A 16,523-nucleotide genomic window follows, 5' to 3' on the forward strand; every position below is an offset into this window, starting at 1 on the left:
AATCATGTACGGAGCAAACACAAGAGTCAATGAACTGAATGACATGATTCAGCAAAAGCTTATCAATAAGGAAAACGCAGTAAAACTCTTTACTGAAACATCTACTGCTGCAGACTTTAAGAAGAACAACCAGGACGAACTGTATGAGCATTTCGAGATATACAGTAAAATCAATGAAGATGATGTGGTTGGCTTTTATGCAGCAAGTAAAAAGCGTGATTTCATTCAGTTTCCTAAAGTAGACATGCCAAAAGGCTATGATCCAACAACGCGTGATTGGTATCAACTAGCTATGCAGGATGAGAGTGGTAATCCAGTTGTTACCAATCCGTACATCTCGGCCACAACAAACGGCATGGTTGTCACGATTGCCCAGCGTCTGAAGGACGGGTCGGGAGCGATCGGAATTGACATTGATGTGCAAGACATTGTCGATAAAATAAAAGAGATTAAAATTGGACGACAAGGATATCCAATTATTGCGAATAAAAATAAACAAATTGTGGCTCATCCAGAAGAAAAGTCAGGATCTAAGGTCACTGAAAATATTTCATCTATCCTTTACAGCGGAAAAGAAGGAACGTCAACTTATGAGAATAAAGGAGAACAAAAGCGTCTTGTTTTTGTGACAAATGATTTAACAGGTTGGAAAATTGCTGGAACGATGTTTGTATCAGAAACAGAAGAAGCAGCACAGCCAGTTTGGAATTCTGCCATTATTCTTTTAATTTCTTCATTTATCCTTGGCGGCGTTGCGATCTTCTTTATCGTTCGATCCATCACAATTGGACTTCGAAAGCTTGTTGATTTCTCAAACAAAGTGAGTGAAGGGGATTTAACCGAAACCCTTGAAACCAAATCGAAGGATGAAATAGGAGAGCTGACAAGAAGCTTTAGCAAAATGAGTGAATCCCTCCGTGACGTCATTCGAGCGGTACAGCAATCTGTCGACAATGTGGCTTCCGCTTCCGAGGAGCTGACGGCAAGTGCCAGCCAAACAAGTCAAGCAACCGAGCATATCACGATGTCGATTGAACAATTTTCAAATGGAAATGAAGCACAAAACGAGAAAGTCGAATCTAGTACGAACCAGCTTGTGGCAATGAATGAAGGATTACAAGACATGTCACATACGTCATCAGAAGTGGCTGCTGTCTCACTTCAATCGACAGAGGCGGCTGGTCAAGGCGGCCGAATTGTTGAAAGCACAGCGAGCCAAATGAAACATATTGATACATCTGTACAAGAAGCAGAACAAGTCATGAAACAATTAGAATACAAGTCTAAAGATATTACGAGCATTTTAAATGTTATTAACGGCATTGCAGATCAAACGAATTTACTTGCGCTAAATGCAGCCATCGAAGCAGCAAGAGCAGGTGAATCAGGACGCGGCTTCTCCGTCGTTGCAGAAGAAGTGAGAAAACTAGCTGTCCAATCCGCAGATTCAGCGAAAGAAATTGAAAAGCTCATTCAAGAAATTGTGTTAGAAATTGCTAAATCTCAAGATATGTTCAAAACGGTCAATCGAGAAGTACATGCAGGACTCGGTATGACAGAAGAAGCAAAAGAAAGCTTCCAGAACATTTATGAGGCGGCAGAAGGAATGTCGAAAAAACTGACTCAATTAAACGATACAGCGATTGATCTATCGAGCGGTTCAAAGCTTGTCTCACAAGCTATGCAGGAGATGCGCCAAGTCTCTAGAGAAAGTGCGGCAAACATTCAGGACATTGCGGCTTCTGCTGAAGAGCAGCTGGCCTCTATGGAAGAAATCTCATCTTCTTCTGTGACACTTGCTAACATGGCAGAGGAACTAAAAGAGCTCACAAGTCAATTTAAAATTGATTAAAAAATGATGAAAAAATACCCAGAATTGTCTGGGTATTTTTTTATGTTTAAACATCGTTTTCAGCCTGTAAAAATAAACCTTTCATCCGATAATAACTTTAGAGAAGTAAAGGGGGAAAGAGAAAATGGGGAAAATGATCCAATGGTTAAAAAAACCATCCATTTCAAAAAAATTAATTATTGCCTTTTTGGTAGTCCTTATCCTGCCAACCACTGCACTGACAATTAGTGCATTTTTTACATCAAAGACAGAGCTAGACAAACAGATTATGGGCAGTGCGATGAGTCAAGTCAATGCATTTGATACCTTAATCAATGAGAATATAGGAAACAAAGCAGATGCTGTGACCCTGTTTACAGACTCACTCAAAGCGTCTAATCTTCAAGAAAAAAATAGAAATGCGACCATTAAAGAATTGCAGCAATTTGGAAAAATTAATGAAAAAGATGTTTCTGCTATCTATGCAGGTTCCGAAAAGGGATTGTTTATGCAATATCCTGTTCAAAAGATGCCTGATGGCTACGATCCAAGAGAGCGTCCATGGTATCAAGAAGCGCTCAATGCAGAAAACGGCAAACAAGTCATCACAAAACCATATGTAGCAGCCTCCACAGGCAAAATGGTCATCACCATTACTCAAAAAATGAAAGATGGTTCAGGTGTTATTGGACTTGATATGGAAATTGACACCCTGCTGCAAAAGTTAAAAGAAATCAAAATTGGGCAAAAAGGCTATGCCTTCATCATGGAGAGAGATAAAACAGTTTTAGCAGATCCGACCCAAAAGCCAGGAAGTCAGGTCAATGAGAATCTGGCAAATATTATTTTTAAAAACAAAGAAGGAAGCGGCAGCTACACACTCAAAGGGATAGATAAAAAGGTTGCGTATGTGACCAATGAATTAACCGGCTGGAAAATCGGTGGAACGATGCTCGTATCAGAAGTAGAAGATGCAGCAAAGCCCGTTTTCAATACAGCCATTATTGTGTTCAGTGTGACACTTATCGTAGCAGGTACCCTCATCTTCTTTATCGTCCGCTCTATATCTAAAAGATTATCCAACCTTGCCCGTTTCTCGAAAAAAGTAAGCGAAGGTGATTTGCGCGATAAGCTTGAGATCCAATCAGATGACGAAATTGGCCAAGTTGGGAAAGGCTTTAATACAATGATTGACTCATTAAGAACCCTCATTGGTGCCGTCCAAACTTCAGTCGAAAATGTCGCTTCTTCATCAGAAGAACTGACCGCCAGCGCAGGTCAAACAAGTAAAGCAACAGAGCATATTACACTAGCCATTGAACAATTCTCCAATGGAAATGAAAGTCAAAATGACAAAGTCGAATCCAGCTCAGACGAGTTAGAAGAAATGAACCGAGGCCTTCAGCACATGAATGAGTCGGCTGAATCCATTACTGCTTCATCGATCAAATCAACAGATATCGCAGGGGAAGGCGGACAGCTTGTGGAAAAAACCGCTTCTCAAATGAATGTCATTGATCAATCCGTGAAAAAAGCAGAGAATGTCATCAGCGCTCTTGAAAGTAAATCAAAAGACATTACACAAATTCTAGGTGTCATCAATGGAATCGCTGACCAAACGAATTTACTTGCGCTAAATGCAGCAATCGAAGCAGCAAGAGCTGGGGAATCTGGCAGAGGCTTCTCTGTTGTAGCAGAAGAAGTAAGAAAACTGGCTGTTCAATCAGCCAATTCGGCGAAAGAAATCGAGAATTTGATTAAAGAGATCGTTCAAGACATCGATGTATCACAGGAAGTATTCACTGCGGTGAATCGAGAAGTTCAATCAGGCTTAAGCTTCACTGAACAAACAAGAGCCAGCTTCCATAATATTTTCGAAATGACAAAAGAAATTTCTGACCAGCTTCAAACGATGAATCAAACGGTTATCCAGCTTTCAAATGGCTCTGCCCATGTGTCAGAGGCTGTCCGTGAGATTGCAGACGTCTCACGTGAAAGCTCCGCAAACATTCAAGACATAGCGGCTTCAGCGGAAGAACAGCTGGCATCAATGGAAGAAATCAGCTCATCCTCTGCTACGCTCTCATCAATGGCAGAAGAATTGCGTGATTTGATCAGCAAATTTAAAGTCGAATAGACATAATGAAAAGAGTCCTTCAGCTAGAGGGCTCTTTTTTCATTAAGTAAATCAAAAGAAATAGGTTAATTTGATCATTTTGATTAATTTTTGAACATTAAGTCTTGAAAAATAATTCGTATTACCTAAGAATAGAAGGGGAAGACCACAAATCATAATTCAAAAGGAGTAGAGTCATGAAAAAAATCAACTTTTTTAAGCACTTTACAATGTCGAAGAAATTAATTACTGCATTTTTAGCGATTCTCCTAGTGCCAATTCTCGTATTGGCAGCATTTTCTTATGAAGTGGCCTCAAAGTCTCTCAATGATGAGATTATGTCTAGTGCTGCAAATGGTGTTCAGCAATTAAACGAACTCATTAATAAAGATGTACAGCCTAAAATTGATATCGTTTCCTATTTAGCCAAATCGGTGAAAAAGAGTGAATTGGCTTCTAAAAACAAGGATTTACTCAAGGTGAAATTAGAGCAATTATCGGAAACAGATGAAGATGTGGTGGAAGTATTCATTGCAGATCAAAATGGTAAACTAACTGAATATTCCAAGATTCACAAAGGTAGTGCCTCGAGCGCAAAAAACGAATCGTGGTTTCAACAATCGATGGGAGATGAGAAACTCATCATTTCAGATCCTTTTGTCGACAAGTCATCAGATGACCTGCTCATCACAATATCAGAACAATTAGCAGATGGTTCTGGTGTGATTGGGATCAATGTGCGCTTGAACACGATCGTGAAAGATACAAACAGCATCAAAATTGGCAAAAAAGGCTATGCGTTTGTCGCGACTGCAGATCAGCATTATATTGCCCATAAAACAGACAAGCCTGGGGCGAAATTGACAGGTGATTTCATCTCGAAATTGTATGATAAAAAACAAGGCAGCTTTAAATATGAATACAATGGACAGCCGAAGCAAATGTTTTTTGACACAAATGAAGCAACAGGCTGGAAGCTTGCTGGAACAATGTATACGGGCGAAGTCAAAGAAGCTGCACAGCCAGTTCTCGACTTAACAATGATCATACTGGCAGCTGCGATGGCCATAGGCGGAATCGCGATTTATTTTATTATTAAATCGATTCGAAAGCCACTGATAGAGCTCTCTGAATCGGCTGAGAAAATCAGTCAGGGTGATCTGACCCAGCATATTGAAGTTCGTACGCACGATGAAATCGGGAAGCTTGCGCAGAGCTTTAACGAGATGTCAGCAAAGCTGAAACACGTCATTCAAGCTGTTCAGAATTCCATTGAAAATGTGGCCGCCTCTTCTGAAGAATTAACAGCAAGTGCAGGACAGACCACCCAAGCGACTGAGCATATCACATCGTCTATTGAACAGTTCTCAAACAGCACTGAACACCAAAATGATATGATCGAAAAAAGCTCAGTCCAGTTGAACGAAATGGATCGCAGCTTATCCCATATGGTCGATACGACCTCACATATGATGGAATCGTCGATTGATTCGAGCAAAACGGCTCAGGCTGGTGGAGAACTCGTTCAAAAAACAGCAGGTCAAATGCAAACCATCGAGCAGGCAGTGAAAGAAGCAGAGCTTGTTATTCAAGGCTTAGAGCAGAAATCAAAGGATATTACTAACATTCTGGGTGTCATTAACGGCATTGCTGACCAGACCAATCTCCTTGCTTTAAATGCTGCGATAGAAGCCGCTCGGGCAGGAGAAGCAGGCAGAGGTTTCTCTGTTGTTGCAGAAGAAGTTCGTAAGCTGGCAGAGCAATCAGGAAGCTCTTCAAAGGAAATTGAAAGCCTGACGAACGAGATTGTGGAGGAAATTGAAAAGTCACAGAAAATGTTTAAACAAGTAGCAGGTGAAGTACAAGCTGGATTAAACATTACAGATGAAACGAAAGTCAGCTTTGAGAAAATCACCGATAAAACATCAGAAATGACAGAACAAATGAAACAAATGAACGGAACCGCCAAAGAACTCTCGCATGGCTCAAATGATATTTCACATGCGGTGAATCAAATCAAAGAGCTTTCAAGAGAAAGTTCCGCAGGCTTCCAAGATATCGCAGCATCCGCAGAAGAACAGCTGGCATCTATGGAAGAGATCAGCTCATCCTCTGCCACGTTATCTCAGATGGCAGAAGAGCTAAGAGAGCTCATTAAACAATTTAAAATGTAAGAGATATAGGGAAGCACCTGACGTTTTGACGTCAGGTGTTTTTCCATTCGATGCATATAATTTGGGTGTTTTGGACTTATTTAGACTTTAATAAATTAAAAAAGTAAACAACCTAGTAGTACTTCCGATATATATACTATCTTACTAAAAGGAGTTTTCTTTTTTATGAAATTCATACAGTATTTCAGGAAGCCATCTATTTCAAAAAAGCTCGTATTCTCTTTCTTATTTATTCTCTTATGCCCAATCATTGTATTGGCATTCTCTTCATATCATACGGCGAGCACCTCTTTAAATGATCAAATCATGCAAAGCGCCAAGGAGAACGTAGAGCAGCTAGATAAAAATATTACGAAGGTTGTGAAAGTGAAAACAGACGCAGCCGATTTCTTTAGCAAATGGATCACGGAGAAAAAGCTTAAGCAAAAAGGCACGACAGATATTCAAGGGCGCTTTGAGCAGTTCATGAGTATGAATGATGACACAGAAGGCATTTTTGTCGCTTCAAGTGATGGCAAAGTGTTTTCAAGATATCCTAATAAAAAAATGCCTGCTGACTATGTCGCAACGGAGCGGGATTGGTATAAAGACGGCTGGGCGAAAAACGGGGAGCTGTCTGTTTCAGCACCGTATCCAACGGCTTCAACCGGTACGCTTGTGGTCACAATCTCTAAAAAGTTAGAGGACGGATCAGGCGTCATTGCAATGAACCTAGACATTGCGAATCTAGTAAAAGAGTCAAATAGCATAAACATTGGGAAACAAGGCTATGCCTTTATCGGAAGTCCGGATCGTACCTTTGTTGCCCATCCAACGAAAAAAGCTGGATCCAAATTATCTGGGGAATGGCTAGAAAAGCTTTATTCACAAGATGAAGGTTCTATGAGTTATATGTTTGAAGGAAAAGAAAAGCAAATGGAGTTCACCACAAACAAAGCGACTGGCTGGAAAATTGTCGGTACGATGTTTGTGACGGAAGTAGAAGAAGCTGCACAGCCAGTCTTTAACATGGCCGCTATCATTTTAGCAGGCGCGCTCATCATTGGCGGGATTCTGATCTTCTTGATCATCCGTTCCATTACAAAACCACTTTCTATACTTGTCTCTTCCTCAAGGAAGATCAGTGAGGGAGATTTAACAGAAAAAATTGATGTCCGGTCAAAAGATGAAATTGGACAGCTAGGCACAAGCTTTAATGAAATGAGTGAGTCATTAAGAGATGTCATTCAAGCTGTACAAACATCTGTAGAAAACGTGGCTTCTTCATCTGAAGAACTGACGGCAAGTGCAGGTCAAACAACAAAAGCAACCGAACATATTACATCATCTATTGAATCATTCTCAAACGGCAACGAAAATCAAAGCGAAATGGTGGAGCAAAGCGCGTCTCATTTAAAACAAATGAACGAAGGACTGAACGAAGTCGCAGAAACGTCTGATGTCATCACAGCGTCATCTATTCAATCAAAAACAGTCGCGGAATCAGGCGGGCAGCTTGTGGAGCAAACCGTTGGCCAAATGAAGACGATCGACCATTCAGTGAAAGAAGCTGAAGGGGTGATCAACGGGCTGGAGCATAAATCAAAAGATATCACAAACATTCTAGGCGTGATTAATGGCATTGCGGATCAAACGAATTTACTTGCACTCAATGCTGCCATTGAAGCAGCACGTGCAGGTGAGTCAGGCAGAGGCTTCTCTGTTGTCGCAGAAGAAGTGCGTAAACTTGCAGTTCAATCATCGGATTCAGCAAAAGAGATTGAAAAGCTTGTGAAAGAAATCGTATCTGAAATCGAAACATCTCAAAATATGTTCAAATCAGTGAATGAAGAAGTGAAGAATGGTCTTTCCATTACAGATCAAACGAAAGAAAGCTTCTCACAAATTAATCTGCAAACAGCGGAAATCGCAACAAGAATCAATGAAATGAATACAACAGTACGCGAGCTTTCAAAAGGATCAGAGCAAATTTCTAAAGCGGTGAATGAAATTGCAGATGTATCACGAGAGAGTTCAGCAAGCATCCAAGATATCGCCGCATCTGCTGAAGAACAGCTTGCTTCTATGGAAGAGATTAGTTCTTCATCTACGACTCTTTCCCAAATGGCGGAAGAATTACGTGATTTAATTAAAAAATTCAAGATCAGCGAATAAGATCAAGTGGTTCTCCTCAAGGGGAACCGCTTTTCTTTTTAAGAGGTCATCTCGTACAATAGAGGAAATCGAAAGAATAGGAGAGATGTTATGCGTTTATCAGATAAGAAGGTCATTGCGTTTGTCAGTGATGATTTTGAAGATTTAGAGCTATGGTATCCGGTTCTGCGTTTAAGAGAAGAAGGGGCAACTGTGCATCTTGTAGGAGAAAAAGCAAATCATGAGTACATCGGAAAATACGGTGTGCCGGCTGTATCTGATGCAGAATTTTATTCCATTCAAGCGGATGAATATGATGCTGTGCTTGTCCCTGGTGGATGGGCACCAGATAAACTGCGCCGTTATCCAGAAGTGTTAAACATTGTTCGTTCATTTGATGCAAAGGCAAAACCAATCGGGCAAATTTGCCACGCTGGCTGGGTGCTGATTTCAGCAGGAATCCTGCAAGGCAAAAAAGTAACAAGTACACCTGGTATTAAAGATGATATGACAAATGCTGGAGCGGACTGGTTTGATGAAGCAGTCGTCACAGATGGCCACCTCGTCTCGAGCAGACGTCCGCCGGATCTCCCTCCATATGTGAAAGCATTTGCGGATGTGTTAGCGGCAACATAAACAAAGGATCTGAAACAAAAAACAAAGGGCGAACAGACACATCATGTTCGCCCTTTGTTTATCATTTCATGCCCCATTCATTTTGTCTGTCGGCAGGATACATCACACCCATTTGTCTTCTCGCCTCGTCCATGACGGACATGGTTTGAACAGATAAGGCAAATGTATTGACTGGAGACTGACCCATTCCTTGCTGAATACACTCAATAAAATGACAGATTTCATAATACATGGCTGGCTGATCATCTTTGAGAGAGATATCGGTTTGATGTCCTTGACGATCGTGGATCGTGATACGCGAAGGACGGTGGAATTGATCAATCACCATCGTGGCGTCCTCTCCTTGAATTTCCGCAGATAAATGAGACGTTGAAATTTTAGAATGGAAAAGGAGTGCTTGATGCCCGTCATATTGTAAAAGGACAGAGCCGCTCCCATCTACACCAGAAGAAAGCTTATAGCCTCTCGCGGTGATTTGATTCGGCAGACCAAATAAATAGATCGCCGGGTAGACAAGATACACACCGATATCCATTAAAGAACCATTCGATAATTCAGGCTTAAAAGCATTTGGAATCTCGCCATTTCGGTAAGCATCGTATCTTGAGGAATATTTACAGTAATGAGCGACCACTTGCCGAATGGGCCCGAGCTGATCAAGATGCTGTTTGATTTGCAGGAAGTTTGGCAGAAATGTCGTTTTCATCGCTTCCATTAAACACACTTGATGTTTTTTCGCTGCAGCAATCATCTCTTCCACTTCTTTTCGGTGAGAGGCGAATGGTTTTTCGCATAAAACGTGCTTTTGGTGCTCCATCATCAACATGGCCTGCTCCTTATGAAGGGCATTTGGACTTGCAATATACACGGCATCAAACGCATCACTTTCCGCCATTTGATGTAAGTTCGTAAAAACTGTATCAATCCCGTATTTTTCGGCAAATGCCTGGCCTTTTTCAGCGGACCGTGAATAGACGGCTGTACATGTAAAATCAGCTGCTCCTTCACCGGCCTGTAAGAATCGATCTGTAATCCAGTTCGTTCCGATGACAGCAAATCGAATCATGTCATTCCCTCCTTCTGCTTTTCTCTGATTATACATCCTTTGAAAGCGTTTGTATGAAAGAACATTCTTTTTATTGAAGAGCGGATGAAACCTTTATATAGGCTGATGCGTCTTACATAAAGGATATAAATGTACGAAAAGTGGGTAGTTTCTTCCTTCATTCGGGTAATACTCTGATAGAAGGGAGAGGAGGAAACGAACATGAAGCGCACCCTGCATATAGGAAGTACATACGTCTTTGCGCTTTTATTCATAGCAGCCGGTATTTTTCATGTGATAGAGCCGAGCGGCTTTGCCCGTATGATGCCAGGCTGGCCATTTCCATATGTGATAGTCTATGCGACTGCATGCCTTGAATGGCTGCTGGCTGTCTTGCTACTTTTGCCAAATGTCAGGATTGCAGCAGCAAAAATCATGGCTGTCTATCTTGTACTCATTTTCCCTGCAAACTTATTTGCTGCACGAGAGGGAATTCCATTTCCAGGTCAAAAAAGCACAGATCAGGCCTTGCTATGGATAAGGCTTATTGGACAGCCGATTCTCATTATATGGGCGATGTCCATTGCGAAATGGGAAAAAAAGCTGAAACAATGACCACCATATCATGATCAGATAGTGTACAATTTATTAATAAAATAGCCCGAGTTTGGAGGAACGATATGAATTCTATGCAAATGTGGAGCAGTCGATTTAGAAAATTTTTTCTTGATAACAAGTTTGTTCTCTTTTTACTCGTCCTGCTATTAATCGGATTGAATATCCTTGTTTTCATGAAAACATCTTTTATTTTCACACCGCTCATTGTACTCGTCAAAACCATCGCCTTACCGATTATTTTAACGGGGGTCGTGTATTATTTATTAAATCCGATTGTCAACTTGTTAGAGAGGTTTAGAGTCAAACGGATCTTTTCAATTTTGCTTTTATATATTGTCATTATTGGTATCATTACAGTGACCATTGTGTCTATTATTCCTTTTTTACAAGCACAAACGATGAGTCTGTTTCATAACCTTCCGAAATATGTTGATACGGTAGAAGAACAGATTCGCCAACTAACGGGAAGCAACTTTATTAATCAAGCGCAGAAAGCGATGAATTTTAACGTCTCTGAATTGGTGAGTAAAGCGTCAAGTCAAGCGACGAAGATTTTGGAAAGCACCTTTACCGGTGTAGGGACTTTCTTAGGGGCGCTCACCGAAATCATCATTTCGATCGTGACCGTTCCGTTCATTCTGTTTTATTTATTAAAAGACGGTAAAAAATTGCCTGACTATTTCCTGAAATTTATTCCGAATAAGTTTAGAGATCATACACATATCGTGCTTCACGAAATGAACCATCGCCTGAGCTCTTATATTCTCGGACAGATCATTGTCAGCTTCTGTATTGGTGTTCTTCTTTTAATCGGTTATCTGATTATTGGACTTGACTATGCGTTGCTGCTGGCGATCATTGCGGCATGTACAAGTGTGGTGCCTTACCTTGGTCCAACGATTGCGATTACACCAGCGATTGTGATTGCGCTTGTGACATCACCAGTGATGCTTTTAAAACTCATCATTGTCTGGACAGTGGTTCAGCTCATTGAAGGGAAATTTATTTCACCTCAGGTCATGGGGAAAAACCTTCATATCCATCCGATCACGATTATTTTTGTTCTATTAACAGCAGGTAAATTGTTCAGCGTAGTCGGCATCATTGTCGCGATTCCAACATATGCCGTCCTGAAGGTCATCACGACCCACTTGTTTGATTGGTTCAAAATGCGATCCAATTTGTACAAAGAAGAAAAGGTTTAATGTCATAATCTTTTTTTGAAAAAAATATAGTATCATAAAGACGAGCTTTCGATGAAGAAAGCTTGTCTTTATGTGGACATAGATGGTTGGCCTGTTCAAAAGATCAGAATTGAAAGGAAAGAAAATCATGAATCTATGGGATTTATTCGTGGCACTGGTTTTAGGAATTGTCGAAGGATTAACAGAGTATGCACCTGTCTCATCTACAGGTCACATGATCATAGTCGATGATCTATGGTTAAAATCAAAGGAAATCATTACGCCAGAGGCGGCAAACACATTTAAAGTCGTGATTCAGTTAGGTTCTATTTTAGCTGTCATGATTGTGTTCAAGGATCGTATTTTGAACTTGTTAGGCTTAAAGAAAAATATCACCGAAGAACAAAAGCGCAGCGGGCATAAGCTGACTATTGCTCAAATTGCAGTAGGACTCGTCCCAGCCGTCATTTTAGGATTCTTATTTGAAGACTATATTGATAAATACTTGTTTGACGTGAGAACAGTCGCTGTCGGTTTGATTTTAGGCGCAGTGCTGATGCTTGTCGCTGACTGGATCAATAAACGTAAAACAGAAACAAGCTCTGTCGATAACATGACGTACAAACAGGCGCTTTATATCGGACTGTTTCAATGTTTGGCATTATGGCCAGGCTTCTCTCGCTCAGGTTCGACGATTGCAGGCGGGGTTATTCTTGGTTTGAATCACCGTGCTGCAGCTGATTTTACATTTATCATGGCGATGCCGATTATGGCAGGCGCAAGCTTCTTAACACTTGTGAAAAATTCCGAATATTTAACAACAGACATGCTGCCATTCTTTATCGTCGGCTTTGTGAGTGCATTTGTTGTGGCTCTCTTTGTTGTTCGATTCTTCCTAAAACTGATCAATAAAATCAAACTTGTGCCTTTTGCGATATACCGAATTATCCTAGGTGTGATTTTATTTATCCTGTTCATGTAATGCTGTAAACTACTCTTATAAAAGAGTAGTTTCAGCGTGTAGACAAACCTTCGCATTCGTTGTCAGGTCTGCGCGCCGGTGCTCACGAATGTGCTCCGCTCCGGTGCTCGTCCTTCCTAGACTGCAAAGGTTTTCAAACACGCTGAGCTGAAAAGAAGACAAAGGGCTAAAATAAAGATCATTTTAGCCCTTTGTCAACAATCTGAAACTACTCTTATAAAAGAGTAGTTTTTTTGTTGTTTCAGCTCTTTTAAACAGTAAAATCACCCTCTTAATTGGTAGAAAAAGAAGTTTTTTCATAATTTAGTGTTTAAGAGACAGAGGAAGGGGTAGTACATAAACATACCAATTAAAGGAGGAGTTAGAAATAATGAGAAAAACAAGCAAATTTGTTGTTAGTTCTATGATTGCTACGTCAATGGTTGCTGCCCCTCTATCTCTTACGACTTTTGGTCAAACGGCTGAAGCTGCGACGACAACAGGTGTTGATGGAAGTGTCTCTATTGACCCAGTAGCCATTGCCGATAAAATTGAACAAGCAGTAAAATCATCTCAAAATCGTGATGGATTTGTAAAAAATGCGGCGTACAGTGCCTTCTATGAAGCAGGTCAAAACTATAACGTAGTTGTCCAAAACTTAAGCCAAGATCATGACTTTAGCGGACTGAACAATGTTGTCTACTATGATAGTGTTGAATATGATGGTATTACGTTTGGTATTTGGGTATTTGAAGATGGTACGTTCGTCAACAATGGTGACGGCGGCTATATTAACTGGACATTTGTTGGCAGCTTTGACCGTGAGGAAGGAAGCGGCACTGTCGATTTCCATAAAAGATTCTAATCTTATTGCCAAAAGTCTGCCGATTCACCGGCAGACTTTTTTTATAACGCACATTCTTCTATGTCAAAACCTAAATCTTCAATGATGTGATGATCCGTTTGGACTTGCTGGCCTTTTGTTGTTAAATAATCGCCTACGAAAATGGAATTTGCCGCATAAAGGGCAAGCGGCTGAAGCGTCCGTAAATTGAACTCTCTGCCTCCAGATACTCGAATTTCCTTGGTTGGATTGACAAACCTCATGAGCGCCAACACTTTCAATGCTTTGATCGGATGTGTTCGTTCTTGATGCTCAAGCGGTGTTCCCTCGATTGCATGAAGAAAGTTGACTGGAATTGAATCCGCATCAAGGGCTCTGAGCGCAAAAGCCATTTCAACAATTTGCTGGTTGGTTTCACCCATCCCAATAATAACCCCTGAGCAAGGTGACATGCCGGACTGTTTGACCTCCTCAAGGGTCGACAAACGATCATGATATGTATGAGTTGTCGTAATGTGAGCATGATGATCTTGATGTGTATTGATATTGTGATTATACCGATGAACCCCTGCTTCCTTCAGCCGCCTCGCTTTGTCTTCATTTAATAACCCAAGACATGCACACACCTTCAAAGGCATGGTCTCAGTGATCTCTTTTACTGCTGCCGTCACCTCATCTAACTCTCTGTGAGAAGGTGCTCTGCCGCTTGCGACAATACAATAAGTCCCCGCTTTTCTCTTGAGCGCCTCACGCGCGCCAGCCACAATCGTTTTTTGATCAAGCATTGTATATCGTTCAACCGGTGCTTTTGAAATGATCGACTGTGAACAATAACCACAGTTTTCAGGACAATAACCGCTTTTTGCGTTAAAAATCATATTTAATTTCACCTTGTTTTGAAAAAAATGAAATCGTACTTGATAGGCTGCATGCATCATAGATAATAATTCTTTATCGTCAGCTGCAAGAATGTCTAGACCTTCTTGCAGCGTGATCCGTTCATTTTTCAGCGCTTTCTCCGCCATCGCTTCCCAAGACAAAGATATTTGTTTTCCCATCATAAGCTCCTCTCATTATGTTAACTTATTTTTATTAAAAGTTAACATAAGAGATGGTCGTTGGCAAGCATTGGATAAATGAAGTCTATGAATATACATGTAGACACACAAAAAGGCGATGATCATGAAGTCATCGCCTTTTCATATGTAAAGCAATATGGCTTATCGAACAGTAATATAGTTAATCACACGTTCTCCAAGTGAATTATAGTAAGAAACCGTCACTGAACCGCGTTGTACGGCACGAATCCAAGTGAAGTTTGGAGCTGTTTGATCTAATTGAATCGCATAAGTTGCGCCCGTCACAGTAATTTGGCTTGCTGGAAGAGAGACGGCGATCGAAGAACCTACAGGAAGCGTACGGGTCAACGTAATTACTTTATTCATAATAGGAGCTTTTGCTATGACTGGTTCTTTTGGCTGTGCAGCTGCATGAGCACCTTCAGTTTGGAAGAACGTAAGAGCACCTAAAGCAGCTAAAGACAATGTACAAGCTTTCATTAATTTTTTCATCGGTAACACTCCTTTTTTTGGTATATACATATATTAATAATAATAGAATTATATGTCAATAAAATTATGTAGAAAAAAGAGTATTTATGGTGAAAATTGTCATATATTATTCATATGCCTTCTCTTTTTTAGGGGAAAAAGAGGCATAAAAAAAAGCTGGGCTCATCCCAGCAATGTAAAGCTTTATGAAAAGAGATCATCAATCGTCGTCTCGCTGTTTTGGCTGACGGCCTTTTTGCTTCTCTTTTTCTCTAATGTAGTGAATAAAATCGATGGTTTGTCTTCGTGCTTCTTCGGAAAAATCGGAGGCAGCCTTAAACGCAATTTGCAAATCAGGATCGTCTGCAAGGTCGGCATCAGTTCCGCCTTTGTCCTTACCTGTGAGAAGATAATCCGTTGAGACCCCATATAACTCGGCGATTTTCACAATCATCTCACCGTCGGGCTTTCTCAAGCCATATTCCCAATTTGCATAGGTGGACATCGCCTTTAATCCGAGTTTTTTAGCAACCGTTGACTTGCTCCATCCATGCTTCTCTCTTAATTCAGTTAAAATCTTTCCAGTCAAATTATCCATTGGAAACACCTTTTTTCATGTTATGAGTAAATTTTATCATGAATTACACGGAAAAGATAAATAATTACACAAAAAGAATAAAAAATGATTGACTTACTCGTTTCGTGTATATTATCATAATGAATATAACTTACACATATTGAGTAAGAGGTGGAAAGATGAAACTTGAACATTTACGAGAAGAACGCATTTTACAAGGAAAAACACAAACCTATATGGCGAAAAAATTAGGATATAAGTACACGAGCGGCTATGCAAATATAGAAATGGGCAGAACGAAGCCTAGCTTAGAAATCGCAAAGCATATTGCAGATCTGCTGAATAGGGGTGTTCAAGAGCTTTTTTTGACCAAAAGTTACACGAAATGAGTAATTCTCTAAAGGAAGACCATTTCTTAGAAAAGGGGAGACGGAGAGAATGAATATTGAACATCCAATGGTAGCGCAGATGAATGACTTTGGATATCCAAAAAGCTACTGGTCATATGACATGAAACGTTATGGATATCAAACAGAGATTGAGGACAGTCTGGAGGGATTTGAAGAAGATGAAACATCAGATGACGTTTGATGCCAGAAAGGAAGCGCAGCTTTGTTTAGTCCAAGCTGGCGGCTGGATCACCTTTCATCATCAGAAACCGGTGTTTGTTTTTGCCACGGTAGAAGATAAGCAAACATACATGAACCTCTTGGCGGCAAAGATCGCTGAAGCAAAAAAGGAGGAATCAAGGCGACGTGAAACGATGGAAGCAAATTATGACAATCCTCAAATGCTTGCTCAAAGCGAGTAAAAACGAACAAGACATCCGTCAGTTTGAAAAGGATGACGGGAGA

16 protein-coding genes and 3 pseudogenes are annotated in these 16,523 nt (G+C 40.6%); 15 read left to right on the forward strand and 4 right to left on the reverse strand.

Features of this window, described 5'->3' with window-relative positions; genetic code table 11:
- Positions 1–43 precede the first annotated feature (43 nt).
- From C6Y06_RS20550 to C6Y06_RS04670, 8 genes and pseudogenes are all read left to right on the forward strand, one after another.
- Positions 44–910: pseudogene (locus C6Y06_RS20550) on the forward strand (cache domain-containing protein); the annotation flags it as partial.
- 114 nt (positions 911–1,024) lie between these two features.
- Positions 1,025–1,852, forward strand: coding sequence for a methyl-accepting chemotaxis protein (locus tag C6Y06_RS20555; protein WP_407060619.1), 828 nt, complete (start codon positions 1,025–1,027; stop codon positions 1,850–1,852).
- Positions 1,853–2,132: 280 nt separating this feature from the next.
- Positions 2,133–3,023, forward strand: a pseudogene (locus tag C6Y06_RS20560) (HAMP domain-containing protein); the annotation flags it as partial.
- A complete protein-coding gene (locus C6Y06_RS20565) occupies positions 3,018–3,968 on the forward strand; it encodes a methyl-accepting chemotaxis protein (protein WP_370876320.1) in 951 nt (316 codons plus the stop codon). The pseudogene C6Y06_RS20560 and the gene C6Y06_RS20565, both read left to right, overlap by 6 nt.
- A 176-nt stretch (positions 3,969–4,144) precedes the next feature.
- Entirely contained in the window at positions 4,145–6,121 is a 1,977-nt protein-coding gene (locus tag C6Y06_RS20675; RefSeq protein ID WP_106036556.1) for a methyl-accepting chemotaxis protein, read from the forward strand.
- 165 nt (positions 6,122–6,286) lie between these two features.
- Positions 6,287–7,330: pseudogene (locus C6Y06_RS20580) on the forward strand (HAMP domain-containing protein); the annotation flags it as partial.
- Positions 7,322–8,275, forward strand: a complete 954-nt coding sequence (locus C6Y06_RS20585) for a methyl-accepting chemotaxis protein (RefSeq protein ID WP_376745187.1) — start codon at positions 7,322–7,324, stop codon at positions 8,273–8,275. The pseudogene C6Y06_RS20580 and the gene C6Y06_RS20585, both read left to right, overlap by 9 nt.
- Before the next feature lie 90 nt (positions 8,276–8,365).
- Complete coding sequence (locus C6Y06_RS04670; RefSeq protein ID WP_034659764.1) at positions 8,366–8,890, forward strand: type 1 glutamine amidotransferase domain-containing protein; 525 nt, start codon at positions 8,366–8,368, stop codon at positions 8,888–8,890.
- Positions 8,891–8,951: 61 nt separating this feature from the next.
- On the opposite strand, the gene C6Y06_RS04675 is transcribed toward C6Y06_RS04670, so the two are convergent.
- Positions 8,952–9,956, reverse strand: a complete 1,005-nt coding sequence (locus C6Y06_RS04675; RefSeq protein ID WP_034659763.1) for a Gfo/Idh/MocA family protein — start codon at positions 9,954–9,956, stop codon at positions 8,952–8,954.
- Positions 9,957–10,157: 201 nt separating this feature from the next.
- Here C6Y06_RS04675 and C6Y06_RS04680 point away from each other — a divergent pair, with 201 nt between their 5' ends.
- From C6Y06_RS04680 to C6Y06_RS04695, 4 genes are all read left to right on the forward strand, one after another.
- Positions 10,158–10,550 (forward strand): DoxX family protein, encoded by a 393-nt coding sequence (locus C6Y06_RS04680; protein ID WP_095285853.1) that lies wholly within the window; start codon positions 10,158–10,160, stop codon positions 10,548–10,550.
- 65 nt (positions 10,551–10,615) lie between these two features.
- Positions 10,616–11,758, forward strand: coding sequence for an AI-2E family transporter (locus C6Y06_RS04685; protein WP_034659761.1), 1,143 nt, complete (start codon positions 10,616–10,618; stop codon positions 11,756–11,758).
- A gap of 127 nt (positions 11,759–11,885) precedes the next feature.
- Positions 11,886–12,719, forward strand: a complete 834-nt coding sequence (locus C6Y06_RS04690; RefSeq protein WP_106036584.1) for an undecaprenyl-diphosphate phosphatase — start codon at positions 11,886–11,888, stop codon at positions 12,717–12,719.
- A 370-nt stretch (positions 12,720–13,089) separates the two neighbouring features.
- A complete protein-coding gene (locus C6Y06_RS04695) occupies positions 13,090–13,563 on the forward strand; it encodes a stress protein (protein WP_106030412.1) in 474 nt (157 codons plus the stop codon).
- 41 nt (positions 13,564–13,604) lie between these two features.
- Here the strand turns inward: C6Y06_RS04695 and bioB are convergent, their stop codons facing one another.
- The 3 genes from bioB to C6Y06_RS04710 form a co-directional block, all read right to left on the reverse strand.
- Complete coding sequence (gene bioB / locus C6Y06_RS04700; protein WP_034659758.1) at positions 13,605–14,600, reverse strand: biotin synthase BioB; 996 nt, start codon at positions 14,598–14,600, stop codon at positions 13,605–13,607.
- Positions 14,601–14,762: 162 nt separating this feature from the next.
- A complete protein-coding gene (locus tag C6Y06_RS04705; RefSeq protein ID WP_034659757.1) occupies positions 14,763–15,113 on the reverse strand; it encodes a hypothetical protein in 351 nt (116 codons plus the stop codon).
- A 199-nt stretch (positions 15,114–15,312) separates the two neighbouring features.
- The gene (locus C6Y06_RS04710; protein ID WP_034659756.1) at positions 15,313–15,690 is read right to left on the reverse strand and encodes a helix-turn-helix domain-containing protein; all 378 of its coding nucleotides are present in this window, start codon (positions 15,688–15,690) and stop codon (positions 15,313–15,315) included.
- 158 nt (positions 15,691–15,848) lie between these two features.
- On the opposite strand from C6Y06_RS04710, the gene C6Y06_RS04715 reads away from it, so the two are divergent.
- From C6Y06_RS04715 to C6Y06_RS04720, 3 genes are read left to right on the forward strand one after another with little or no spacing between them, the layout of a single operon-like run.
- Entirely contained in the window at positions 15,849–16,058 is a 210-nt protein-coding gene (locus C6Y06_RS04715; protein ID WP_223251428.1) for a helix-turn-helix transcriptional regulator, read from the forward strand.
- A gap of 49 nt (positions 16,059–16,107) precedes the next feature.
- The gene (locus tag C6Y06_RS20015; RefSeq protein ID WP_164847178.1) at positions 16,108–16,260 is read left to right on the forward strand and encodes a hypothetical protein; all 153 of its coding nucleotides are present in this window, start codon (positions 16,108–16,110) and stop codon (positions 16,258–16,260) included.
- Positions 16,238–16,480, forward strand: coding sequence for a hypothetical protein (locus C6Y06_RS04720; RefSeq protein ID WP_095285854.1), 243 nt, complete (start codon positions 16,238–16,240; stop codon positions 16,478–16,480). Before C6Y06_RS20015 ends, C6Y06_RS04720 begins: the two co-directional genes overlap by 23 nt.
- The last annotated feature ends 43 nt before the right edge of the window (positions 16,481–16,523 follow it).

This window comes from Bacillus sp. MZGC1, assembly GCF_002998605.1.
In the GTDB taxonomy this organism is placed as follows: Bacteria; Bacillota; Bacilli; order Bacillales; family Bacillaceae; genus Bacillus.